The organism is Burkholderia crassaminum (genome assembly GCF_964265005.1).
GTDB lineage: Bacteria > Pseudomonadota > Gammaproteobacteria > Burkholderiales > Burkholderiaceae > Burkholderia.
Genome location: NZ_OZ183800.1, coordinates 889796 through 914944 on the forward strand (window position 1 = coordinate 889796; position 25149 = coordinate 914944).

19 protein-coding genes and 1 pseudogene are annotated in these 25149 nt (G+C 67.0%); 12 read left to right on the forward strand and 8 right to left on the reverse strand.

Annotation, left to right across the window (positions count from 1 at the left end):
• Positions 1–108 precede the first annotated feature (108 nt).
• A complete protein-coding gene (locus ACPTTF_RS21060; protein WP_423368046.1) occupies positions 109–2448 on the reverse strand; it encodes an Orn/Lys/Arg decarboxylase N-terminal domain-containing protein in 2340 nt (779 codons plus the stop codon).
• 3 nt (positions 2449–2451) lie between these two features.
• A complete protein-coding gene (adiC, locus tag ACPTTF_RS21065) occupies positions 2452–3984 on the reverse strand; it encodes an arginine/agmatine antiporter (protein WP_423368047.1) in 1533 nt (510 codons plus the stop codon).
• A 435-nt stretch (positions 3985–4419) separates the two neighbouring features.
• Here adiC and ACPTTF_RS21070 point away from each other — a divergent pair, with 435 nt between their 5' ends.
• The 6 genes and pseudogenes from ACPTTF_RS21070 to ACPTTF_RS21095 all read left to right on the forward strand — a co-directional run bounded on the left by ACPTTF_RS21070 (position 4420) and on the right by ACPTTF_RS21095 (position 9912).
• Entirely contained in the window at positions 4420–5490 is a 1071-nt protein-coding gene (locus ACPTTF_RS21070; RefSeq protein ID WP_423368048.1) for an NAD(P)H-dependent flavin oxidoreductase, read from the forward strand.
• 80 nt (positions 5491–5570) lie between these two features.
• Entirely contained in the window at positions 5571–7025 is a 1455-nt protein-coding gene (locus tag ACPTTF_RS21075; protein WP_166961937.1) for a M20 family metallopeptidase, read from the forward strand.
• Between the two features lie 40 nt (positions 7026–7065).
• Positions 7066–8175: a malate/lactate/ureidoglycolate dehydrogenase gene (locus ACPTTF_RS21080; RefSeq protein WP_423368049.1), complete on the forward strand. Its 1110-nt coding sequence runs from the start codon at positions 7066–7068 to the stop codon at positions 8173–8175.
• A gap of 95 nt (positions 8176–8270) precedes the next feature.
• Positions 8271–8435: pseudogene (locus ACPTTF_RS21085) on the forward strand (TfoX/Sxy family protein); the annotation flags it as partial.
• A 35-nt stretch (positions 8436–8470) separates the two neighbouring features.
• Positions 8471–9211 carry a hypothetical protein gene (locus tag ACPTTF_RS21090; RefSeq protein WP_423369931.1) on the forward strand — a complete coding sequence of 247 codons (741 nt, stop codon included), beginning with the start codon at positions 8471–8473 and terminating at the stop codon, positions 9209–9211.
• A gap of 122 nt (positions 9212–9333) precedes the next feature.
• On the forward strand, positions 9334–9912 hold the full coding sequence (locus ACPTTF_RS21095) for an NnrU family protein (protein WP_166961946.1): 579 nt from the start codon (positions 9334–9336) through the stop codon (positions 9910–9912).
• A gap of 215 nt (positions 9913–10127) precedes the next feature.
• Here the strand turns inward: ACPTTF_RS21095 and ACPTTF_RS21100 are convergent, their stop codons facing one another.
• Both ACPTTF_RS21100 and ACPTTF_RS21105 read right to left on the reverse strand, forming a co-directional pair.
• Entirely contained in the window at positions 10128–11507 is a 1380-nt protein-coding gene (locus ACPTTF_RS21100; protein ID WP_166961949.1) for an amino acid permease, read from the reverse strand.
• A 291-nt stretch (positions 11508–11798) separates the two neighbouring features.
• Complete coding sequence (locus ACPTTF_RS21105; RefSeq protein WP_166961951.1) at positions 11799–12536, reverse strand: sulfite exporter TauE/SafE family protein; 738 nt, start codon at positions 12534–12536, stop codon at positions 11799–11801.
• 324 nt (positions 12537–12860) lie between these two features.
• On the opposite strand from ACPTTF_RS21105, the gene ACPTTF_RS21110 reads away from it, so the two are divergent.
• A complete protein-coding gene (locus ACPTTF_RS21110) occupies positions 12861–13298 on the forward strand; it encodes a hypothetical protein (protein ID WP_166961953.1) in 438 nt (145 codons plus the stop codon).
• Positions 13299–13448: 150 nt separating this feature from the next.
• On the opposite strand, the gene ACPTTF_RS21115 is transcribed toward ACPTTF_RS21110, so the two are convergent.
• The 3 genes from ACPTTF_RS21115 to codB are packed head-to-tail and all read right to left on the reverse strand — an operon-like array spanning position 13449 to position 16763.
• Positions 13449–14123: a TetR family transcriptional regulator C-terminal domain-containing protein gene (locus ACPTTF_RS21115; protein WP_423368050.1), complete on the reverse strand. Its 675-nt coding sequence runs from the start codon at positions 14121–14123 to the stop codon at positions 13449–13451.
• A 44-nt stretch (positions 14124–14167) separates the two neighbouring features.
• On the reverse strand, positions 14168–15421 hold the full coding sequence (gene codA, locus ACPTTF_RS21120; protein ID WP_423368051.1) for a cytosine deaminase: 1254 nt from the start codon (positions 15419–15421) through the stop codon (positions 14168–14170).
• 46 nt (positions 15422–15467) lie between these two features.
• Positions 15468–16763, reverse strand: coding sequence for a cytosine permease (gene codB, locus ACPTTF_RS21125; protein ID WP_166961960.1), 1296 nt, complete (start codon positions 16761–16763; stop codon positions 15468–15470).
• Between the two features lie 552 nt (positions 16764–17315).
• Between codB and ACPTTF_RS21130 the strand changes: the two genes are divergently transcribed.
• The 4 genes from ACPTTF_RS21130 to ACPTTF_RS21145 all read left to right on the forward strand — a co-directional run bounded on the left by ACPTTF_RS21130 (position 17316) and on the right by ACPTTF_RS21145 (position 22855).
• Positions 17316–19007, forward strand: a complete 1692-nt coding sequence (locus ACPTTF_RS21130) for an AMP-binding protein (protein ID WP_423368052.1) — start codon at positions 17316–17318, stop codon at positions 19005–19007.
• Positions 19008–19492: 485 nt separating this feature from the next.
• A complete protein-coding gene (locus ACPTTF_RS21135) occupies positions 19493–20782 on the forward strand; it encodes an NAD(P)/FAD-dependent oxidoreductase (RefSeq protein ID WP_423368053.1) in 1290 nt (429 codons plus the stop codon).
• A 17-nt stretch (positions 20783–20799) separates the two neighbouring features.
• A complete protein-coding gene (locus ACPTTF_RS21140; protein ID WP_089427004.1) occupies positions 20800–21357 on the forward strand; it encodes a helix-turn-helix domain-containing protein in 558 nt (185 codons plus the stop codon).
• A gap of 151 nt (positions 21358–21508) precedes the next feature.
• Positions 21509–22855, forward strand: a complete 1347-nt coding sequence (locus tag ACPTTF_RS21145) for a glutamine synthetase family protein (RefSeq protein ID WP_423368054.1) — start codon at positions 21509–21511, stop codon at positions 22853–22855.
• Between the two features lie 23 nt (positions 22856–22878).
• On the opposite strand, the gene ACPTTF_RS21150 is transcribed toward ACPTTF_RS21145, so the two are convergent.
• Positions 22879–24057, reverse strand: a complete 1179-nt coding sequence (locus tag ACPTTF_RS21150) for an FAD-dependent oxidoreductase (protein WP_423368055.1) — start codon at positions 24055–24057, stop codon at positions 22879–22881.
• Positions 24058–24206: 149 nt separating this feature from the next.
• Here ACPTTF_RS21150 and ACPTTF_RS21155 point away from each other — a divergent pair, with 149 nt between their 5' ends.
• Positions 24207–25127, forward strand: coding sequence for a LysR family transcriptional regulator (locus ACPTTF_RS21155; protein WP_423368056.1), 921 nt, complete (start codon positions 24207–24209; stop codon positions 25125–25127).
• Positions 25128–25149: the final 22 nt, after the last annotated feature.

Consider the following 25149-nt stretch of genomic DNA (forward strand, 5'->3'; position numbering starts at 1 on the left):
GGCGAATGCATCGGCCCACCCGACGACGACGGTGCAGCGCAGGCGGCCGGTTACCGGAAACCGGCCGCCTGAACTGAACGGCCGCGTGCCACTGCGGCCGGTGCAGGCTCACCGCGTGTTGGTATCGCGCGTCTTTTGCTTGATGCACGCGATCCGGTACACCCCATCCTCGACTTCGACGCCGTGCGTGTCGTGCGTGAAGCCGGGGAAGCGCAGGTCGTACTGCTCGAGCGCCTTCAGGTAGCCGAGCAGCGGGCCGTCAGCGGGCCCCGCGTTCTCGCCGGGCATCAGCAGCGGAATGCCGGGCGGATAGGGCACGACGCCCGTCGCGACGGTGCGGCCTTCCATCTCCGACAGCTCCAGCATCTCGATGTCGTTGTGCACGAGATGCTCGAACGCCTCGGCCGGGCTGTAATCGGGCTTCGGCAGCGTCGAGAAGCCGCGCGACATCATCTCGGTCGTCTTCAGGTCGCTCATCGCGCTGAACATCAGGTCGCACAGGTCGCGCAGGCCGAGTTTGCCGTAGCGTTCCGGATAGCGCGCGACGAGTTCGGGCAGCGCCTGTTCGAGCGGCGCGTTCGCATCGTAGTCGCGCTTGAAGTCGAGCAGCGTGTTGACGAGCGTGCCCCACTTGCCCTTCGTCACGCCGAGCGAGAACAGGAACAGGATCGTGAAGTCGGTCGTCTTCTCGACGACGATCCCGTGCCGGTCGAGATACGCGGTGACGACCGTTGCCGGAATGCCGACCGGCATCAGCCCGCCGTGCGATGCGACGCCCGGTGTGACGATCGACACCTTGATCGGGTCGAGCATGCAGTAGTCGTCCTCGATATCGCCGAAACCGTGCCACGTGTCGCCCGGATGCAGGACCCAGCACGACGGATCGGTGGCGAGCAGCGTCTCGTCCGCTTCGTGGAAGCGCACGCGGCGGCCCGTCTTGCGATCGACGACGCTGTCGGGCTGCCAGCCATTGAAGAACCAGTCGTTGTTCTCCGCGCATTCCGTATGCAGGCGCGCCAGCATCTGGCGGAACGCGACGGCCTCGCGGATCGCGTCGGTCGTCAGCGCCTCGCCGCCGGGGCCGTCCATCATCGCGGCGCTCACGTCGTTCGACGCGATGATCGCGTAGTTCGGCGACGTCGACGCATGCATCATGTACGCCTCGTTGAAGCGCGCGTGCTCGATCGGGTTGCGGCCGTCGCGGACGTGGATGAACGACGCCTGCGACAGCGCGGCGAGCAGCTTGTGCGTCGATTGCGTCGCGAACACGGTCGGCTTGCTCGCGTCGTGTTGCGACGGATCGCCGTGCATCGCGTGACGGTCGCGGTAGATCGGGTTGAAGCGCGCGTAGCCGTACCATGCCTCGTCGAAGTGCAATCGATCGACGCTCTGGCCGAGCAGTTCCTCGACGCGCGCGACGTTGTAGCAGAGGCCGTCGTACGTCGAGTTCGTGATCAGTGCATGCACGGGCGTCGGGTCGATGCTGTCGCGGCCGCGCACGAGCGGGTTCGCGTCGATTGCGAGGCGCACGGCGGCGGCCGTCAGCCGCTCGGGCATGATCGGGCCGATGATCCCGTAGTGGTTGCGCGATGGAATCAGGTAGGTCGGAATCGCGCCGGACATCGTCATCGCGTGCTCGGCCGACTTGTGGCAGTTGCGATCGCACAGCGCGACCTGGTTGCGCGTGACGCTGGCCATCAGGATCACGCGGTTCGACATCGACGAGCCGTTCGTCACGTGATACGTGCGATGCGCGCCGAACACGCGCGCCGCGTAGCGTTCGCTTTCGCCGATCGGGCCCGAGTGGTCGAGCAGCGAGCCGAGTTCGCCGACCGAGATCGACAGGTCCGAGCGGAACAGCGCCTCGCCGAAAAATTCGAAGTACGCGCGGCCGACCGGTGATTTCAGGAACGCGGTGCCGCCCGTGTGGCCCGGCGTATGCCACGAATACTCGTACACGCGCGAGAACTTCGCGAGCGCACGGAACATCGGCGGCAGCACGGTTTCACGGTAGCGTTCGATCGCGGCGACGATCCGCCCGCCGATGAACGCGGTGGTGTCCTCCAGCATCCAGATGAAGTCGTCGGCCTTGCGCATCGCGTCGACGGGAATCGCGGAGGCACTCGCGCGGCTCGCGAGCAGGAACACCGGCACGGTCGCGTTGCGCGCGCGCATCGCGTCGAGCACGGCCTGCGCGGGCGCGTGGCCGGCATCGTTGCCGAGTTCCCAGTTGAGCAGCAGGCACTGGATCGCCGGATCGGCGGCGACCACCGCGCAGGCATCGTCGGCGGACGTCGCGATCACGACGTCGACGAGCCGCGTGCGCAGCTCCTCGGCAAGCGCCGTCGCGGCGCGCCCGGTGGCCGTGCGTTCGTCGATGTCGTGCTGCACGAGCAGCGCCTTCATGCCGAGGCGGCGGAAGGCCGGTTGGGTCAAGGAAGCGGTCATGGGTTAATCCCCCGTTTGCTGGGTTGCCTGGACGCTCGCGGCAACGGCCGGTGAGCGCGCGTGAAGGGTGTCGGCCTGGTGACGGCCCACGGAGATCCAGAAGGTGGCGACGAGCGCGGCGATGGTCACGCCGAGCGCGAGATAGCGCACCCAGCGCGGCGAGCGGCCGCCCGGATGGATATGGGTTTCCTCGATCTCGCGCTGGCGGTTGATCGACAGCTCGTAGAAGACGATCGTCGCGACAACGAAGATCAGCGACCAGCGCGTCTGCTGGCCGTCGGAGCCGACCATCGCCCACAGCGCGTAGACGGCGCCGATCAGGCCGACGATCGTGTAGAACGTGAACTGGTGCGACGGCATCTTGCCGTAGCCGAGCACCTTGATGGCGATGCACGAGTAGATGTACGGCAGGAGCGTCATGATCACGGCGATCGACGCGATCTTGCCGAACTGCTCGCTGGCGCTCGGCGACATCGTCGCGAGCACCTGCACCGACATGATCAGCGCGACGATCGCGAGGCCCGCCGACGGCACGTTCTTCGAGTTGACGCGTGCGAACACGCCGGCGAACAGGCCGTCGTCGGCCGCGGCCTTCGCGGTCTGGCCGACCAGCAGCGTCCAGCCCGCGAGCGAGCCGAGGCAGCCGAGCGCCGCGCACAGCGCGACCGCGTTCGCGGCCGTATTGCCGAGCGCGAGGCGTGCGGCATCCGCGAACGGCGCGCTCGACGCGAGCAGCGCCTTGTTCGGGATCATCCCCATGATCACGGTCGAGCTGAGCACGTAGCAGACGGCCGCGAGCACCACGCCGCCGACGGTCGCGATCGGCACGTTGCGCGACGGGTTCTCGACCACGCCGGCCGATACCGACGCACTCTCGACACCGATGAACGCCCACAGCGTGAAGTTCAGCGTCGCGCCGATCGCGCTGAAGCTGTTGGTGCCCGACACGTTCCAGCCGGCGAAATACACATCCTTGCTGAACCAGAACCAGCCGAACACGGCCATGCCGAGGATCGGCACCAGCGCGAAGATCGTCGTGACCGACTGCACGCGGCCGACGACGTTCGGCCCGAGGATGTTCGCGTACGTGAACAGCCAGATCACGAAGATCTGCGCGAGCGCGAACACGAGCGGGTCCTTCAGTACCGGGAAGAAATGCGTGAGATAGCCGAGGCCGGCGACCGCGAGGCCGACGTTGCCGAGCACGTTCGCGAGCCAGTAGATCAGGTTGGTCTGGTAGCCCATGTACGGGCCGAACGACTTGCGCGCATACGCGTACGGGCCGCCGGCGGCCGGGTCGATCGCGGCGAGCTTCGCGAACACGAGCGCGAGCGACACGGCGCCGACGACGGTGATCAGCCAGCCGAAGATCGCGATGCCGCCGGTGGCGGCGAGGTTCGCGGGCAGCATGAACACGCCGGAGCCCATCATGTTGCCCGCGACCATCAGCGTGGCGGGAATGACGCCGATTTTCGGCGCGGAAACCGCGGCCGGTGTGGCGGCGGAGCGGGAGGAGGACGAGCTGGCATCGGACATGCGACGCTCCTTGAGAAAACGTGTTGCGGTTGAGGTGGCGCGGTGTGGCGCCGGTCGACGATTCCGGTGCGGCTCGTCGTTTTAATTGACGTGGTCATGTTATCGCCTGGGTGATTTTTAATACGGGTAAACGCTGGTATTTAATAACTTGAATATTGATGAATGTCATTGAACCCGGTGAATCGGCGTTTGAACCCTGGTTCGGGTGGCACGTGCGGCAAGGCTGGGGCGCGTTTTTTCCGGTCTCGATCCTGGCAGGTGAGAACACGCCGCCGAAGCGCCGATGGATAATCGTTTTTCCGAAACGGTTAAATCGGGTTGTGATGTAAATGGCGTCGCAATCGGAGTTTGGATTTGTCGGTTATTATCGAACGCATTATTAAATGCGCGCCGCCGGCGCGCGTGACCACCGCTTCTTCTCCCAGGACGATTCCGATGACGACGTTGCCTTCCCGTTTGCCGCTGATCCAGGCCCCGATGGTCGGTTCGCTGAGCCCGCTCGCGATCGCCGTGTGCGAAGCCGGCGGGCTCGGCTCGCTCGCCTGCGCGGCACTTGGCCCGCAGCAATTGCGCGACGAGATCGCGGCGATCCGGGTGCGCACGCCCGCACCGTTCAACGTGAACTTCTTCTGCCATACGCCGCCGGCGCCCGATGCCGCGGTCGAGGCGCGCTGGCGCGCGGCGCTCGCCGGCTACTACGCGCAAGCCGGGCTCGATCCGGCCGACGTGAAGGGCGGCCCCGGCCGCGCGCCGTTCGACGATGCGATGTGCGCGGTCGTCGAGGAGTTGCGGCCGGCCGTCGTGAGCTTTCACTTCGGCCTCCCGGACGACCCGCTGCTCGACCGCGTGCGGCGCACGGGTGCGCAGGTCGTGTCGTCCGCGACGACCGTCGAGGAAGCGCGCTGGCTGGATGCGCGTGGCGTCGACGCGATCGTCGCGCAGGGCGCGGAGGCCGGCGGCCATCGCGGGATGTTCCTGACCGACGACATCCATGCGCAACCGGGCCTGTTCGCGTTGCTGCCGCAGATCGTCGACGCGGTGCGCGCGCCGGTGATCGCGGCCGGCGCGATCGCCGACGGGCGCGGCATCGCGGCCGCGTTCGCGCTCGGCGCGCGCGCGGTGCAGATCGGCACGGGTTACCTGCTGACGCCGCAGGCCGGCCGCTCGGCGCAGCATCGCGCGGCGGTGCGCGCCGCGCGCGACGACGGCACGCGCATGACCAACCTGTACACGGGCCGCCCCGCGCGCGGGCTGCTGACGCGCTTCATGCGCGAACAGGGGCCGATGAGCGCGCTCGCGCCGGCGTTTCCGCTCGCGACGGCCGCGGTCGATCCGCTGCGCGGCGCGTTCGAGCGGCAGGGCCGCGACGACTTCTCGCTGCTGTGGTCGGGCGAGGCCGCGGCGCTCGCGCGTGAAGAGGATGCGGGCGAGCTGACGCAACGCCTGTGGCGCGACGCGCTGGCGTGCGCGGCGGGGCTGCGCGACGCGTTTCCGCAGGCGGTCTGATCGGCCGGGAAGGGGGCGCCGGCGCGGGATCATCGGCGTATCATCTGGGTTTTCGTCAGCCCGATCCAGGCACCCCCACCATGACTTCCGTCGACACTACCCCCGTCCTCGACCATGACAAGCTCGTTACCTTCATCGAGCGCAAGTGGAACGATGAAATCCTCCACGCACTGACCGACTACATCGCGATCCCCGCGAAGAGCCCCGCATTCGACCCCGACTGGGCGAAGCGCGGTTATCTCGAGCGCGTCGTCACCGATGCCGCGCAGTGGGCCGAGCGGCAGCCCGTGAAGGGCCTGAAGCTCGAGATCGTGCGCCTGCCGGGCCGCACGCCGGTGATCTTCTTCGAATCGCCCGCCACGCGTTCGGGCAGCACCGACACGATCCTGCTGTACGGCCACCTCGACAAGCAGCCCGAATTCGACGGCTGGCGCGCGGACCTCGGCCCGTGGACGCCGAAGTACGAGAACGGCAAGCTGTACGGCCGCGGCGGCGCCGACGACGGTTATGCGATCTACGCGAGCCTCGCCGCGCTCGGCGCGCTCGACGAACAGGGCATCGAGCGGCCGCGTTGCGTCGGCCTGATCGAGACCTGCGAGGAATCGGGCAGCTACGACCTGCTGCCGTACGTCGACGCGCTGCGCGACCGGCTCGGCCAGGTGTCGCTCGTCGTGTGCCTCGATTCGGGCGCCGGCAACTACGACCAGATGTGGCTCACCACGTCGCTGCGCGGGCTGGTGTCCGGCGACCTGCAGGTCGAGGTGCTCGAGGAAGGCGTGCACTCGGGCGTGTTCGGCGGCATCGCGCCGTCGAGCTTCCGCGTGATGCGCCAGCTGTTCGAGCGCCTCGAAGATGCGAAGAACGGCAATCTGCTGCCGGGCGTGTTCCACTGCGAGATTCCCGACAGCCGCGTGCGCGAAGCGGCCGCGGCCGCCTCGATTCTCGGCGACGCCGTGTGGAAGGGGCTGCCGTGGGCCTGCGGCGCGGATGGCAAGCCGGTGCTGCCGACCACGACCGATCCGCGCGAGGCGCTGCTGAATTCGACGTGGCGTCCGTCGCTGTCGGTCACCGGCGCGGCCGGTATGCCGGCGCTTGCCGATGCGGGCAACGTGCTGCGCCCGCGCACCGCGTTCAAGCTGTCGCTGCGCCTGCCGCCGCTCGTCGATGCCGCGCAGGCCGTGCAGCAGCTGAAGGAATTGCTCGAACTCGATCCGCCGTACAACGCGAAGGTCACGTTCAAGCCGGACGCGGGCGCCGCGACCGGCTGGGCGGCGCCCGATCTCGCGCCGTGGCTCGCATCGTCGCTCGACGCCGCGTCGCGCCGCCACTTCGGCGCCGATTGCGCGTACATGGGCCTCGGCGGCACGATCCCGCTGATGAACGTGCTGCAGGAAGGTTTCCCGTCCGCCCAGTTCATGGTGTGCGGCGTGCTCGGGCCGAAGTCGAACGCGCACGGCCCGAACGAGTTCCTGCACGTGCCGTACGCGAAGAAGCTGACGGCGGCGGTCGCGGACGTGATCGCGACCGCGCGCTGAGTGTCACGACTGCCCGACCCGACCTGACGGAACCTCGCCGATGACCGCACTGCCGACGCCCGATACCGAACCGCTGCGCATGCGCGCCGAACCGCTGCATGCATTCGTCGCGGCACTCTGGGAACGGGCCGGCAGCAGCGAGCGGGAGGCAAGGCTCGTCGCCGATCACCTGGTCGGCGCGAATCTCGCGGGCCACGATTCGCACGGGATCGGGATGATCCCGAACTACGTCGCGTCGTGGCGGGAAGGGCAGTTGCAACTGAACGGGCACGCGTCGATCGTCCGCGACGGCGGTGCGGTGCTGACGATCGACGGCGGGCGCGGCTTCGGCCAAGTGATCGCGTTCGAGGCGATGGTCGAAGGGATCGAGCGTGCGCAGCGCATGGGCATCTGCGCGATCGGGCTGCGCGACGTGCATCATCTCGGCCGCATCGGGCACTGGGCCGAGCAGTGCGCGCGCGCAGGGCTCGTGTCGTTCCATTTCGTCAACGTGCCGGGCGACCTGCTGGTCGCGCCGCTGCACGGCACCGATCCGCGTTTCGGCACGAATCCGTTCTGCGCCGCATATCCGCGTGCGGGCCGGCCGCCGCTGCTGCTCGATTTCGCAACGAGCGCGATCGCGTACGGCAAGACGCGCGTTGCGTACAACCAGGGCAAGCGCGTGCCGGCCGGGTCGCTGATCGACCATCGCGGCCAGCCGACCGACGATCCGGCCGTGATGCACGAGCAGCCGTTCGGTGCGCTGCTGCCGTTCGGGCTGCACAAGGGGTACGCGCTGGCGGCGATGTGCGAGATTTTCGGTGGTGCGCTCGTCGGTGGGCATACGACTTATGGCGACACGCTGCAGAAGACGAGCGCGATCGTCAACGGGATGCTGTCGGTGCTGATCGATCCGAAAGCGTTCGATGCGGCCGATGCAGAGCGTGAAGCCGATGCGTTCGTCGCATGGGCCAAGGCGTCGCCGCAGGCCGGCGATGCGCCGGTGCAGGTGCCTGGCGAGCCGGAAGAGGCGAGCCGCGCGGCGCGCGGTGCCGGTGGTATTCCGGTCGACCGGGCGACGTGGCGGCAGATTCGCGAGAGCGCGGCGGCGGTCGGCTTCGATGACGCGGCGCTCGACGCGTGGACGCAGCGCTGCACGGAGCGCGCATGAGCTGGCAGTCGGAGAAGGCGCACGGCGAGGAGATCGCGTATCAGCTCGCGCCGCTCGGCAAGGTCGAGGTCACGCGGTTCTTCAGCGGGGCGGCGATGCGGCTCGATGGCGTGATGTTCGGCTTCATGTCGCGCGGGTCGCTGTTCCTGCGCGTCGACGACGTGAACCGTCCGGCGTTCGTCGCGGCGGGGATGGGGTGGTTCTCGTATGTGAGGCCCACGCGTACCGTCACGATCGAGGGCTACTACGAAACACCGGCCGACGTGCTCGAGGATGCGGGCGCGCTGTTCGACTGGTGCCGCAGCGCGTATCGCGCGGCGTTGCTGGCCGGGCCGCCGAAGCGCAAGGCGCGGGCGGCGGCGAAACCGGTGGCGGAAGTGAAACCGGCGGCGAAATCGGCGGCGAAGCGAGCGGCGAAACGGGCGGCGAAGCCTGCGGAGAAACCGGCGGCGAAACCGGCAGCGAAACTGGCAGCGAAGCCTGCGGCGAAACCGGCAACGAAACCGGCAACGAAACCGGCAACGAAACCGGCAACGAAACCGGCAACGAAACCGGTGGCGAAATCGGTAGCGAAGCGAGCAGCGAAACCGGCAGCGAAGCCTGCGGCGAAACGGGCAGCGAAGCCTGCGGCGAAACCGGTAGCGAAGCGAGCAGCGAAACCGGCAGCGAAACCGGCAGCGAAACCGGCAGCGAAACCGGCAGCGAAACCGGCAGCGAAACCGGCAGCGAAACCGGCAGCGAAACCAGCAGCAAAACCAGCAGCGAAACCAGCAGCGAAACCAGCAGGGAAACCAGCAGCGAAACCAGCAGCAAAACCACCGGCGAAGCGCAAGCAAGCTTGATACCGATCGAGCGAAGCGACAGCTTCGCGAATTTCGCTTTCCTTTCTTTCGATCTCGAAGGTGTCGGGGCGATTCGCGTGGTGCGCGGCGCGTGGTTGGTGCCCGGCGGCGCGTCGGCACAGGTGCGCAAAAACATCCGGCTTGCCGCACCGCACATCCCCCGTGCTTCACAACGGCGGCCCCGGCGTTTATGATCGGCGCGGGTTGCACCCGTGTCTGGCGTGACCCGCACCGGCCTCGCCGCCGGCCCCGCGAACGGCGCATCGTACGCCGCGCGGGACGCTTCCCCACCCATCATTCCAGACGGAGACAACCGATGCTCGTCCTGATTCTCGGTTTAGCGATCTTCCTCGGTGTGCACTCGATCCGGATCGTCGCGGACGGCTGGCGGTCGGCGACGATCGAGCGAATCGGCGAGAAAGGCTGGAAGGCCCCCTATTCGATCGCATCGATCATCGGCTTCGTGTTGATCATCTGGGGTTACGGCATGGCGCGCCAGGGCGCGACGCTGCTGTGGGTGTCGCCCGTCGGTGTGCGCCACCTCACCGGCATGCTGACCGCGATCGCGTTCGTGCTGATCGCCGCCTCCTACGTGCCCGGCAACCGCATCAAGACGCTCGTCGGCCATCCGATGGTGGCCGGCGTGGCGGTATGGGCAATCGCGCACCTGCTCGCGAACGGCACGCTGCATGCCGTCGTGCTGTTCGGGGCCTTCTTCGTCTGGTCGCTCGTCGATTTCGTCGTGTGGCGCGCGCGTGACCGTCGCGAAGGCGTTCGCTATCCGGCGGGCAGGCTGTCGGGTGACGTCGTGGCGATCGTGGCCGGGCTCGTCGTGTGGGCCGTCTTCGCGCTGTTCCTGCACGGCTGGCTGATCGGCGTACGGCCGTTCGGCTGAGCAGTCAAGCCGCTGAGCGGCCAAGCAGCCAGCGGCCAAGCAGCCAGCAGCCAGCAGCCAGCGGCCAAGCGGCCAAGCGGCCAAGCGGCCAAGCGGCCAAGCAGCCAAGCAGCCAAGCAGCCAAGCAGCCAAGCAGCCAAGCAGCCAAGCGGCCAAGCGGCCAAGCGACTAAGCGGCGGCAGGCCCGTCCGCCGCCCGCCCTTCGAAGGCAACGGTCAGCGCAGCTTCGCGCCCGCCGTGTCGCCGAGTTGCGCCGGTTTGCGGCGCAGGAAATACGCCGCGACGATCGCGAGCGCCGTCGATACCGTGAACCAGAACTGGAAGCGCGAATCCGGGTTGAACGCCTGCGACCCGAGCACCGCGACGAGCGCCAGCAGCGCGACCCAGTTCGACACCGGATAGAACCACGCGCGGAACGCCGCCGGGTCGCGTTGCTCGTGCTTCGTCTGCCGGCGCATCGCGAAGTGCGCGACGATGATGAAGATCCACACGATCATCACGAACGCGCCGCTGCTCTTCGCGAGCATCAGGAACAGGTCGCCGCCGCTCACGAAGTGAATGCCGAGGATCGACACGCAGATCGCGAGGCACAGCACGAGCGCGTTCATCGGCACGCCTTTCGCGTTCGTGCGGCCGAACATCGCGGGCGCGTGACCGCGCTGGCTGAGCGAGAACAGCATGCGCGAGTTCGAGAACAGGAACGAGTTCATCACCGACATGAACGACACGAACAGCACGATCTTCATCGCGACGGCCGCGCCCGTGAAGCCCGCCATGCCGAACAGCGACACGTACGGCGATTTCAGGTTGGCCTTGTCCGTCCATGGCATGCACAGGATCAGGATCGACACCGAGCCGACGTAGAACACCATCACGCGCACGATCACGCTCTTGATCGCGCGGATCACGTTCTTGCTCGGGTTTTCGGATTCCCCTGCCGCCACAGCGGCGATTTCGCTGCCGCCGAGCGAGAAGATCACGACCATCACGCCGGCGAGCACCGGCGAAATGCCGTTCGGCATGAAGCCGCCGTGATCCGTGAGGTTCACGAGCCCGGGCGCCGGAATGCGCGGCTGGAAGCCGAGCAGGATCGATGCGCCGAGCGCCATGAACACGATGATCGTCGCGACCTTCGCGAACGACAGCCAGTATTCGGCTTCGCCGAACGAGCGCACCGAATACGCGTTGCTCGCGATCAGCGTGACGAGCATGAACAGTGCACCGCCCCAGATCGGCAGCCACGGCAGGAAATCGTTGAGGATCGCGCCGAGCAGGATCGCCTCGACGGTGATCGTCATCATCGACTTGAACCAGTACAGCCAGCCGACCGCGAAGCCGGCCCATTCGCCGAGATAGCTGCTCGCGTAGGTGGAGAACGAGCCGCTGTCGGGATTGCGGGATGCCATTTCGCCGAGCATGAACATGACCAGCGTGACGATCACGCCGCCGATCAGGTACGACAGGATTGCCGCCGGGCCGGCGGTCGAGATGATGGCGCCGGAGCCGACGAACAGGCCCGCGCCGATCACGCCGCCAAGCGCGATCATCGTGATGTGCCGTTGCTTGAGGCTTTGCCTCAACGAGTTGTCCTGCATCTCCTACCTCTAGTTATTGTTGGCCGGGAACGCATCGGGCGGCGCGGCGGCAACGTTCTGCCGCCGCATGGGGCGCCGATGTCGAGGGAGCGTGTGTGACGCGATGTGCCGGGCCGCCGGCGGTGAGTCGGAATGGCGGCCGCGAAGTGCCGGTCGGTGCCCGCGAGAGGGCGATGACGACGGCAACCCCGGATTGTGGGCGGACACCGCCGTCACGGCAAACGAGATATGCGAAAGACGTCTTGCGGTTTGCTCATCAATTGCCGCCGCGAAAGCGGCGGCGAGCGTGGGTCAGATCGGTTTGACGAACAACCCGACGGTCAGCACCGCGCCGATGCAGACGATCCCGATGCGCAGCACGCGTTCGTTTACGCGATGCAGCGCCCACGTGCCGACGAGCCCGCCGACGATCGCGCCGCCGCCGAGCGCGAGCGCCTTGCCCCAGTGCAGGTGCGGCGACGTCAGGAACAGCACGACGGCCGATGCGTTCATCACGCCCGCGAGCGCGTTCTTCGTCGACATCGCGTGACGCGGCGACAGGCCGGCCATCGTCAGCACGGCCATCATCAGGAAGCCGAGCCCGCCGCCGAAGTAGCCGCCGTAGATCGCGATCATGAATTGCGAGAACGCGGCGGGGACGGTGCCGAGGTGGGCCGTGCCTTCGCTCGGCTTGCGGAAGAAGCTGCCCCACGCGAACACGACCGTCGCGAACAGCACGAGCCACGGCACGAGGCGCGAGAAGATCGATGAAGGGGTTTTCAGCAACAGCAGCCCGCCGAGCGCGCCGCCGACGACGCTGATCACGAACATCGCGCGAAACGACAGCTTGCCGACGCCGCGCACCATGTTGCGGCTCGCCCAGCCGGTCGTGACCTGCGCGGGAAACAGCGCGACCGTCGACGTGATGTTCGCCGCGAGCGGCGACATGCCCGACACGATCAGCGCGGGCAACGTGACGAACGAGCCGCCGCCGGCGAGGGTGTTCTGCAGTCCGGCCCACAGGCCGGCGAGGATGACGAGAGCGAGCATGGGTGCGGGAACGGGGAGGTGGCTGGAGGTTCGCTTGCCGGAAGCGGGCAGGCGCGGCGGACGCTCGATGGTAATGCAGGATCGCGGAATGCAGGGAGTTCAGCGCGATGCGGTGTATGTCGCGTTGTGTCGATGCGATCTTGCGCGGCCCGTCGATGGCTGCCGCGCTGATTGCAATCCTGGCGGCGAGCCCCGAACGACGCATGTCCGGTCACGTGGGAGATAGGTACGGAAAGGCCGGATTTAACGCTTCATTACGATAGGCTTTCCTGAAAGGTGCTAAATTCGCCCATCGATATCTCGAAATGCAGCGAGGACAGACAGATGCTGAAGAAATTCGCCGGAATGGCAGTGATGGTCGGCGCAATGGTGGCGGTCTCGGCGCCTGCCGTTGCAGGTGACACGAACAACGCACTGGGCGGCGCGCTCGGCGGTGTCGCGGGCGCGGCGGTGGGTCACGCGGTCGGCGGGAGCACGGGCGCCGTTATCGGCGGGGCGGTGGGCGGCGGCGCAGGCGGCGCGGTAACGTCGAACAAGCGCGAACGCACGGGCGCCATCGTCGGCGGCGCACTGGGCGGCGGCGCAGGCACCGCGGCGGGCAACGCGATGGGCGGCACGGCGGGCGGCCTCGTCGGCGCAGCCGTGGGCGGCGGCGCGGGTGCGGCGCTGGGCGGCCACGTGTCGCGCAACAACTCGCGCTCCGACGATCACTACCACGGCAACAAGCACAAGAAAAAGAAGCGCTACAAGCACAACGACTGACCGGCGGTTCCCGGGCGTACTGGCGTGAAGCGAACGGCGAGCCCAATGGCAACGAAGCGTGCATCGTTGCGACTTCATCCCGCATTGCCCCGGCTTCCGCTGATGGCGCCCGGTTGCGCTGCATGAACGGCAACCGAGGCGGTTGATCGGTCAAGCCGCCGTTCCGTTTTCAGTGATCAGCGCCCTGAGCACCAGATCCGAGATCGTGCGATAGGCCGCATCGAAATCGTCGCTTCCCAGCGCGCGCTTGCCGAGCACCAGCAGCATCTGCGACGCGAAATCCGCATACGACTGCGTCGCTGCCCAGATCAGGAAGAACAGGTGCTCGGCATCGACCTGCCTGACCTTGCCTTCATCGATCCAGCGTTCGAGCACCCGGATGTCGTCGCGCAGCACCGGGATCAGTTGCTTGCGGATCTCCTTTCCGTAAGTCTTCGCGCCGCCGATGATCTCCAGCGCGAACACCCGCGATCCGTGCGGGCGGTTTCTGGAGAATTCGAGTTTGGCGCGGATATAGGCCGACATCGCTTCCGCCGGCTCGCGGTCGGGCGCCGCGAACTCCCGCATCCTGCCTAGCCAGTCCCGCAAGACGTCGTCCAGCACGCGTTGGTAGAGCGCCAGCTTCGTCGGGAAGTAGTACATCAGGTTCTGCTTCGACAAGCCGGCGGCCGCCGCGATCGCCGCAACGGAGCTCCCCTCGAATCCATACGTGGAAAACGCTTCCTCGGCGGCGGCGAGAATGGCCGCCTCGAGGGTGTCGCGCAGCGCTTCCCGCCGGCCGGGAGGCCGGGCGGGCGGTTCTGCAGTCGGCCCGGACGGGTTCATCGCTCGATCCTCCACCGGCACGTCGCGCCGGAGCCGCCGCCCGCTCAACGCGCGGTCGCTGCGGGGTAGGTGATGTGTTCCGGCGCGCGCTGCATGATGATCTTCCCGCCGCGCAGCGACGTACGTACCCTGGCCTGCTTGCGAATCACTTCATAGTCGCAATCGGCGTCGAGGATCAGCAGATTGGCCGGCCGCCCGACGGCGATGCCGTACCGGTCGCCGAGGGACATCGCGTTCGCGCTGTGCTCGGTGACGAAATCGAGGCAGCGCTGCAGGTCTTCGTAACCGAGCATGTGGCACACGTGCAGGCCGACGTCGAGAATGCGCAGGATGTTGCCGTTGCCGACCGGATACCACGGGTCCTTGATCGAATCCTGTCCGAAGCACACGTTGATGCCGGCGCGGTCGAGCTCCGCCACACGCGTGATGCCGCGCCGTTTCGGATAGGTGTCGAAACGCCCCTGCAGGTGAATGCTTTCGGTCGGACACGAAATGAAATGAATTTCCGAGCGCTTCAGCAGCCGGAACAGCTTCGAGCAATAGGCGTTGTCGTACGAGCCCATCGCCGTCGTGTGGCTCGCGGTGACGCGCTTGCCCATCCCGCGTACCCGCGCTTCCTCGGCGAGCACTTCCAGGAAGCGCGATTGCGGATCGTCGGTTTCGTCGCAATGGACATCGACGAGGCAGCCCGTGCGCTCCGCGAGATCCATCAGGAACTTGATGGAGCTCACGCCCTGGTCGCGCGTGTTCTCGAAATGCGGGATGCCGCCGACGACGTCGGCGCCCATGTCGATCGCGCGTTCCATCAACGCGCGGCCGTTGTCGAACGATTCGATGCCTTCCTGCGGAAACGCGACGATCTGCAGGTCGATGAGATCGCGCGCCTCTTCCCTGACTTCGAGCATCGCCTTCAACGCGGCGAGCGTGGGATCGGTGACATCCACGTGCGTGCGCACGTGCTGGATGCCGTTGTCGCGCAGCATCCCGATCGTCGTGTGCGCGCGGGCTTTCGTATCGTCGTGCGTGATCGTGGCCTTGCGCTGGCCCCATCGCTCGATGCCTTCGAACAGCGTGCCGCTCATGTTCCATTCGGGGTCGCCGGCGGTCAGCGTGGCGTCGAGATGGATATGCGGCTCGACCAGCGGCGGGATGACGAGATTGCTGCCGGCATCGATGACGTCGTTCCCTTGCGGCGTCAGCGGCGACGGCTGGAGGTCGATCGCGCGGATCGTGTCCGCATCGAGGTCGATCGTGAAGAGGCCGCTACGGCCGCGCAAGCTGGCGTTGATGATTTTCATGTGGGTTCCTGTCGTTCGAGTGGGGCCGGGAGGGCGCGCAGCGGAATCATTCGCCCTGGACGGACGGTTCGCGCGAGAACGCGCGGGCAACCTGCAGCAGCACGATGTAGGCGGCGGCGGACGCCGCGATGCCGACGATCGGCGCGATCCACGGTGACGTGTAGGCGAGTATCGCACCGATCGCATAGGCGGCCAGGCCGACCAGGTTGAAGCGCGGCAGGCGGGCGGTGGCGAGCGACGGGTAGGCGCCGCGATGGCGATACCAGTAGTCCGCCATGATCACGCCGCCGACGGGCGGAATGATCGAGCCGAGCAGCACGAGGAACGGAATCAGCAGTTCGTACATCCCGCCGACCGCGAGCACGATGCCGATCGCCGCGCCCACGAGGACGAGCGTGCGGCGCCGTTCGGTGCGCAGCAGGTGGCAGCCGGCGGCCGCTACGTTGTACATCGTCGGCCCCTGGATGGTCCAGAGATTCAGGCACAGCATCACGACCGCCGCGATCGACAGGCCCTGCAGCATCATCACCTCGACGATGTCGGCCTGCTGATAGACGATCGCGCAGTACGCACCCGCGATGATCATCAGGCCGTTGCCGAAGAAGAACCCGATCATGCTGGCCGACACGGCGCTGCGCGCGCTGCGGGCGAGACGCGTCCAGTTGGTCGCCTGCGTGGCGCCGCTCGCGAAGGTGCCGATGACCATCGTCACCGCGGCCGAGAACGGCATCGGATGAGACGGCACGACGTGCCTGAGACCGGCCCACCCGCCGATATCGCGAGTGGCGATCCACATCGACGTCATCAGCAGTACGAACATCAACGGCACGGAGACGCGCGACAGCACGTCCATGCCGCGATAGCCGATGATGGCCGTGATCGAGAATCCGAAGCCGAACAGGATCATCAACGGCGTGGTCACCGACGCGGGCCAGCCCAGCAGCTTGACCAGCACGATGGCGACTGTCGCGGTGCCCCACGCGTACCAGCCGAGCTCCGCGAAGCCGAGCAGGAAATCGGACAGCTTGCTGCCGACTTCGCCGAAGCAGAAGCGCCCCATCAGCACCGCATTCAGGCCGCTGCGCGCGGCGATCAGCGCAAGCGACGCCGCGTAGGCGGCGAGCAGCAGGTTACCGATCACGGCGATCCGGATCATGCTGACGACGTCGAAGGCGACGCCGATCTTGCCGCCGGCGAACATCGTCCCGGTGAAGAACGTGAAGCTCAGCAACACCATCGTGATGGACAGAAAGCCGGTGCGTTTCTCGAGCGGGACTTCGCTCAGCGCGAATTCACCGTGGTTCGACTCGGCTGTCGGGCGTGCATCCTGGTTCGTGGACATCTTGTCTCCCGTGAGCGATCGGGTTGGGTCTGAAAGGGTTGGCGGGGGCCGTGCATGGGCAGAGAACGTGCTGTTTCTCTTTCTGTTTCTGCGCGTCATTCTCTCTGGCCAAAATTTTTACAAGCGTAAAAATTCAGGCCGAGTGGTACGCAGGAAAAATGACCGACCGGTGCAGGCCGCCCGTGACGCGTCATAGGCGGGCCGATCGGTCGGCAGATTCGCGATGTTTCATCGGCGTAACACTTCTTGCGGTTTCGCCACGCGCGCCGCGGCAAGGCATTTGTCCGGGCCGTTGCCGGACGGCCGTTCGACGGCATTGGTACGCGATTTGCGTTCGATACTGACGCCGCGCGCCGCGTCGGATGCTCCGTGCCGTTTCCATCCTGATTGCGCCCGCATTTTCGGCCGGGGCCCCGCTCGATCGCGGCATGCCATCCCGACCGGCCGGGACGATATGGGCCGCGCGCGAATGGCGACCTGTCGTGCCCAGGCCGCTGTTCGGTCGATCCAGACGATCGGCGCGAATCATGAAGCCCGTGAGCGAGGTCTTCGATGATCATTCCGGACAATGCGACCCTGCTGGACCGCTTCGCCAAATGGGAAGCCGAGCGGCGCGACGACGTGTATCTCACCCAGCCCTATCCGGACGGCACCGTCGTCGACTACACGTGGGGAACGGTCGGCGATCAGGCGCGACGCGGGGCCGCTTACCTCGTGTCGCTCGGTCTTCCCGCAGGCAGCCGCATCGCGCTGCTCGGCAAGAACAGCGCGCACTGGATCATGGCCGATCTCGCGATCATGCTCGCCGGCATGGTCAGCGTGCCGTTGTATCCGACCTTCAGTGCGGAATCCGTGCGGTACGTGCTGGATCACAGCGACGCGAAACTGCTGATTCTCGGCAAGCTCGACGGTGTCAGCGACAATTGGCCGAACATCCGCGCGCAACTCCCGCACGACCTGCCGATGCTCGGCTTGCCGCTTGCGCCGCAAGGCGCGTTTCCGCAATGGGAAGAGGTTGCGGCGCAGCATGCGCCGCTCGTCGCCGTGCGACGGCCGCCACCCGACGAACTGTGCACGATCATCTATACGTCGGGCTCGACCGGCGAGCCGAAAGGCGTGATGCACTCGCACGCCAGCATGGCCATGCTGTTCCTGACGATCCAGCATATCGAGGCGTTCAACCTCACGTCGGACGAGCGCGGATTTTCCTACCTGCCGCTGGCGCACCTGGCCGAGCGAGCCGTCGTCGAGGCTGCGTCGCTTGCGTTCGGGTATCGGGTGTTCTTTGCGAATTCGCTGGCGACGTTCACCGACGACGTGAAGCGCGCGAGGCCGACGATCTTCCTGTCGGTGCCGCGGCTGTGGAACAAGTTCCACCAGCGCATCGGCGAAAAGATCCCCGGCCCGATGCAGGCGAGCCTGTTTGCGCTGCCATGGGTCGGCGCGCGGATCAAGGGCAGGATTCTGCGCGAACTCGGGCTCGATCGGGCGCGCATCGTGGTGACCGGAACGGCGCCGATGCCCGAGCATCTGATGCGCTGGTATCGCGTTCTCGGACTGGAATTGCTCGACGGCTACGGGATGAGCGAATGCGGACTGCTCCACTTGAACCGTCCGGGGCATGTGCGTGCCGGTACGGTCGGTCAACCGTACGCCGGCGTCGAGGCGCGCATTGCCGGGAATGGCGAGATTGAAATCAGGAGCGCCGGGCAGATGCTCGGCTACTACCGGCAGCCCGAGCTGACCGCGGCGCAGACCACGCCGGACGGATTCTTTCGCACGGGCGACGTCGGCAGGATCGATGCCGACGGCTTCCTCACGATCACCGGGCGGGTCAAGGACATCTTCAAGACTGCCAAAGGAAAGTACGTCGCCCCCCAGCCGATCGAGCAGAAACTGCTCGGCCTGCGTGGCGTCGACGCCGCATGCGTGGCGGGCGCGGGTTGCGCGATGCCTTTCGCGCTGCTGCAGCTTTCCCCCGAGACGTGTGCGTCGATCGCGGCAGGTACGTTCGATCGAACGGTGCTGACCGGCGAGATTGCTGCGCTGCGCGAACGCATCAACGACATCGTCGAACACCATGAACGGCTCCAGTATGTCGTCGTGGTCAAGGAAGCATGGACCGTCGAGAACGCGATGCTGACGCCGACACTGAAGATCCGGCGAAGCGCAATCGAGGCGCACTACATGCCGCACGCCGGGCAGTGGGAAACGCTGGGGCAGGCGGTGGTCTGGGAGAACTGACACGGCTCGGCTTCGTCGCTGGCTGCGACCGGGAGATCGGGCGTGACGATTCGGTGGCGCGGACAGGCGCGGCCGTCGGCGGCAAGGTGCTCGTCGGCGGGGCGGACATGCTGTGTGCCTCCGGCAAGCCTCACGCCGCGGGCGAGGGCGCTTTTCGAGCCGATGTTTCCGGTTTCCGCACCATCGGCAAGGCCGGTGCGTGCGGCCGGTGACTGGCCGGCCGGGCTTTCCGTCAACGGCGATCAAGGATGGAAGCCCGAACCCGCCCGACCTGGAGCGCCCATCGATCTTCACGGCCTTCACGAAAATCCATTTCCGCGATGGCTGGGTCTGCCCGGGCCGCGAATCCTCAGCTAACTCGACTGACCAACGGCGCAGCGCCGATTCATCAGATCAATACGTCGTTTTTCCGTCCGCTTGCCCTCGTGAAATTGGCATGCTAGTTTTTCATGAAATTCCTTGGCGTAAATTTCACGGGAGTCCGCATGTTCGTGCAGTCCGACCGTCACGTCGCAAGCTACTACGCCGGCACCTACCCGGCGCCGATCCCGCATCGTCCGGAGCTGGACGAGCGCATCGACGCCGATGTGCTGGTTGTCGGTGCGGGCTTCAGCGGACTGCATACGGCGTTGCGTCTCGCGCTCGCCGGCAAGCGCGTCGTCGTGCTGGAGGCGAGCCGCGTCGCGTGGGCCGCATCGGGCCGCAACGGCGGGCAGGCGCTGCTCGGCTGGTCGTGCGACATGCAGCCGCTCGAGGATTCGCTCGGCCGTGACGGCGCGCGCCTGCTGTGGGACAGCATGCGCTGGGCCGCGGCCGAGGTGCGCGAACTGCCCGCGCGGCACGGTTTCGATATCGACTACCGGCCCGGCAGCCTGTGGGCGGCGGTGCGGCCGCGGCGCGTCGCGATGCTCGCGCAGGCGCGCGACGAAGCGGCCGAGCGCTGGGGCTATGACCGGCTGCGCGTGATCGAGCGGTCCGACATGCCGGAATGGATCGGTGGCTCGCGCTATCTCGCGGCGCTTCACGATCCCGAGGCCGGCCACCTGAACCCGCTGAAGCTCGCGCTCGGCCTCGCGCAGACGATCGAACGCACGGGCGGCCGCATCTTCGAGCAGAGCCGCGTGCTCGACTGCCGCGAAACGGCGGGCGGCCACATTGCCCGCACGGCGCGCGGCGAAGTGCGCGCCGATGTGCTCGTGCTGGCCTGCAACGCGTATGTCGACCGGCTCGATCGCGACCTCGCGCGCCGGCTGCTGCCGGTCGGCACGTACCAGGTCGCGACCGCGCCGCTTGCGCCCGACGTCGCGCGTTCGCTGCTGCCGCAGAACAGTTGCGTGATCGACAACCAGTTCGTGCCCGACTATTTCCGCCTGAGCCCCGACAACCGGCTGTTGTTCGGCGGCGGCTGCACGTATCTCGGCGGCATTCCGGCCGATATCGCGGCGGCCACGCGCCCGCACCTCGAACGCGTGTTTCCGCAACTGGCCGGCGTGCCGCTCGATTACGCGTGGGGCGGCCATATCGACATCAGCATGCGTCGCACGCCGGACATCGGCCGCCACGGGCAGCGTTTCTGGCTGCAGGGCTTCTCGGGGCACGGCGTGCTGCCGACGCTCGCGGGCGCGCGTGCGGTGGCCGACGCGGTGCTCGGCGACGAACGCCTGCTCGCGCAATACCAGCGCATCCGCAATCCGCGCTTCCCCGGCGGCGACCGGCTCGCCGCGCCGCTGGAAGCGATCGGCAAGGCCTGGTACCGTTTGCGCGATACCGTCTGACTGCACCGGAACCCACCATGAATGAACAGGAAGAAATAGAAAGCCTGGCGATCCTGATCCGCGACCTGCGCAAGCATCGCAAGGTCACGCTCAATGATCTCGCGGAACGGATCGGCCGCTCGGTCGGCTTTCTGTCGCAGGTCGAGCGCGGGCTGTCGCGCCCGACGGTGGCGGATCTCACCGCGATCGGCGAGGCGCTCGGCGTGCCGACTACCTATTTCTACAGCCTGAGCAAGCCGCGCAGCGTGCCGTGGGTCACGCGGCCCGACGAGCGGCGCACCGTGTACTACGCGGCCGGCATTACCGACATCCTAGTGTCGCCGAACATGCGCTCGCGCTTCTCGATCCTCGAAAGCCATCTCGCGCCGGGCGCGAGCAGCGGCGAGCGGCCCGTCGACGACAGCGACGAGCAGGGCGGTTTCGTGCTCGAAGGAGAACTGACGATCTGGGTCGACGGCGACGACACACCCGTCACGCTCGGCCCGAACGACGCATTCCAGCTTCCCGCGCACAAGCGGTTCCGTTACGCCAACCTGACCGACGCGCCGACGCGCGTGATCTGGGTTTTCACCTGAGTTGTCGGCGGGGCGGGCGGCACGACGGGCCGCCGCGCCGCGCAGCCTGTTTGCAGTACTGATCGACATGACGCATGCGACGTGATGCATGTGCGTGAATCCGGTTCGCCGCGCTGCGGCACCGCCATACAAGACATGGAAAGGATGAGACATGGCTGACGTCGTTCCCGCGCTGGTCGGTGAAGTCCGCGCATTCCGGCAGGCGCACCCCGAGATCCGTTATGTCGACCTGATCTGCCTCGACCTGCCCGGGCATTTCTACGGCAAGCGCTATCCGATCGACGCGCTCGAAAAGGTGGCGTCGGGCTCGTTGCTGAAGCTGCCGCAGAATTGCGTGCTGCTCGGCACGCAGGGTGGCCTCTACAAGATCGGCGACTACTGCTTCAACGACGGCGACCCGGACGCGCCGCGCCGGCTGATTCCCGGCACGCTGAAGCCCGTGCGCTGGGAGCGGCAGCCGCTCGCGCAGATGCTGATCAGCTCCGACGGTACCGACGCACCGATCGAGTTCGAGCCGCGCGAGGTGCTCGCGCGCGTGCTGCGGCGTTTCGCGGCGCGTGGCATCCGGCCGGTCGTCGCATTCGAGCTCGAGTTCTACCTGTTCGCCGCGCAGCTCGCGGAAGGGATGCCGCAGTATCCGCGCGACCGCCTGAGCGACGACCGCGACGATCAGCCGAACATGCATATCGAGCGCCTGTCGCGCTTCTCCGACGTGCTGCACGAGATGGTCGAGGCCGCGTGCGAGCAGGGCGTCGATGCGACGGTGATCACGGCTGAGCTCGGTCCCGGCCAGTTCGAGATCAATTTCGGTCACACCGACGATGCGTTGCGCGCGGCCGACTGGTCGGCGCTGTTCTGCCGCAGCACGCGCGGCGTCGCGTTGCAGCACGGCTATCGCGCGAGCTTCATGGGCAAGCCGTACCTGCATGCGCCGGGCAGCGGGATGCACGTGCACGTGAGCCTGTACGACGAGGCAGGGCGCAACCTGCTTGCGGCGGACGGGCAGCGGCCGCTGCGGCACGCGGTGGCCGGATGCCTCGCGGTGCTGCCGCACTGCATGCCCGTGTTCGCGCCGAATCACAATGCGTTCCGGCGTTACGGATCGATGGTGAACGCGGCGAGCCGCGCAAGCTGGGGCTTCGAGGATCGCGACGCATGCATCCGGATTCCCGAGTCGGACGCGCGCAACCTGCGGATCGAGCACCGGCTCGCGAGTGCGGACGCGAACCCGTATCTCGTGCTCGCGGCGATTCTCACCGGGATGGAGCACGGGCTCGACGCGAAGCTCGAGCCGATCGCGCCGCTCAACGAGGATCGCGGCAGCGGGATCGATTTCCCGAAGGAGATGCTGTCGGCCGTCGCGGCGATGCAGGATCATCCTGCCGTGCCCGAAGGGCTCGGCAGCGAGTTCGTGATGGTGTATTGCGAGAACAAGCGGCAGGAAGAGCTGGATTTTCGCAATGAAATCGGCGCGCGGGAGTATCGGTGGTTTTTGTAAGCGGATGCCGCCGCTCGCGCGTCTTATCGTCCGCGCACCTGCGCCATCGGCAGGTGCGCGCCCCACGCGTTCATCAGTGCCTCGATTTCCGCTAACGGATCGATCTGTTGTCGAGCGCTTTCGTTCACGCCGTCGCCGAATAGCAGGTGCGCGAAATCGCGCGCACGCTCGGTGATGGCCGCGGTTTTCGGGCGGCGCCGCATCGTGAAGGACGCGAGCGCTGCATCGAGGTCGCTGTCGTTGCCTGCTCCGTGCTCGTCGAGACAACGGGCAAGATGCCACGCATCCTCGAGCGCCTGGCAAGCGCCTTGTCCGGAGGTCGGTAGCGGTGCGTGCGCAGCGTCGCCGATCATCAGCACGTTGCCGCGGTGCCACACGTCGACCGGATCGAGATCGTGCACGCGGATCTTCGCGATCGTGTCCGACGGTGTCGCACGTATCACGTTCACGACGGGTGCCGGCCACGTAGCGAAGCGCTGTTCCAGCATCGCTGCCGGATCGCTTTCCGTCTCCTCGCCCGGATCGGTTTCGGGCCATGCCGCCGCCCAGTACATCCGATGCCGGTCCAGCGCGACGATGCCGAAACGCTCGCGCACGCCCCAGTAGTCGAATATCGACGCCTCGTCGACCAGCGGCGCATCGCTCTGCGCGATACCGATCCAGTTGACGAATCCCTGGTAGACGGGTGTGTTGTGGCCAACCACGTAGCGTCGTGCGACGGAGTTCATGCGGCCGTCAGCGCCGATGACGAGATCGGGCGCGATCTCCGTGCCGTTGTCGAAGCGAACGACGGCGTGGCCGTCCGTTCCGGTTTCGATGGCCGTTGCACCGTGGCCGAAGCGGACGTCGATGCCGCGCGCGGCGAGGTGCCGCGCCAGCACCGCCTGCAGGTCGCACCGCAGGATCGAATACGTCGGGAAACCCATGCGGCGGTCGAGTTCGCGGATATCTGTGACCTTCAGCAGGGTGCCGTGCCGGTCGATGCGCCGCATCGCGTGCAGGTGGCCGCCAGCCTCGACGATGTCCGGCAGCAGGCCGAGCTGCGCGAGCACGAAGCCGGCATTCGGCCACAGCACGACGCCTGCGCCCATCGTTGATTCCGACGGCCGGCGTTCGTACAACCGGATCCGGTGGCCGCGCCCGGCGAGTGCGAGTGCGGTGCTCATGCCGGCAACACCGGCGCCCAGAATGGCGATTTCCATCATGCTCCTTCCTTGTGTCGTGCGAGCGCTCGCCGGGTCGCGGGTTCACGCATCGGCGTCGCATTGACGGGATGAGCATCGTAAATTATGGTCTCCGGTGGGATAAGCCGTGAAAATCGGCACGCTTTGATACCTAAAATGGGCTAATGATGCGGAGCAAGCTGGATCTGAACGCGGTGCGTGTGTTCGTGTCGGTCGTCGACGAAGGCAGCTTTGCCGGCGCCGCGCGCGTGCTCGCGATGCCGGGTTCCAACGTGAGTCGTCATGTGGCGCAACTGGAGTCGAGGCTCGGCGTGCGCCTGCTCGAGCGCAGCACGCGACACCTGCGCATGACCGAGGCCGGGCGTTTGCTGCACGAGCGCGCGCGACCGATGCTCGATGCGCTGACGCAGGCCGAATTCGAACTGACGTCGCAGCACACGGAACTGCGCGGTGTGCTGAAGCTCTGCGTGCCCGGCGAAATCGGGCCGCGCATGCTCGGGCCGATCGTCGCGGAATTCGCGAGCCGTCACCCGCGTGTCGAAATCGACTGCGATACCAGCCTCGCGGGCATGTCGACGCTACGCGACGATGTCGACCTGTCGATCATCGTCAATCGCGGGAAGCTGGACGACAGCGCATTCGTCGTCAGGCCGCTCGTGCGTTTGCCGAGCGTCGTCGTGGCCGCGCCGTCGCTCGTCGAACGCACGGGGTTGCCGACCCGGACGGAGCAGCTCAGGCAACTGCCGTGCATCACGACGCTGAGCACGCTGAAAGGGCAACCGTGGCAATTCGCCGACGGTGACGGGAGGATTCACAAGATTCCGGTAGCGAGCCGGTATCGCGTCAATAGCGGCGAGATGGCAGGGCTGGCTGCGGTGAACGGGATCGGTTTTGCGATTCTCGTCGAGCGCGGATGCGCGCGCGAGCTGGCCGAGGGGCGGCTCGTGCGCGTGCCGCTGGAGATGACGCCTGCGCCGCTGGAGCTGCATGCCGCGTATGCGAGCCGGAATTCGGTCAATGCGAAGATTCGCGAGTTGTTGCAGATGATGCAGGCGCGGTTGGCGGAATGGGGGGCGAGCCTTTCATGACGACTGTGTCGCCGTCTTGGCG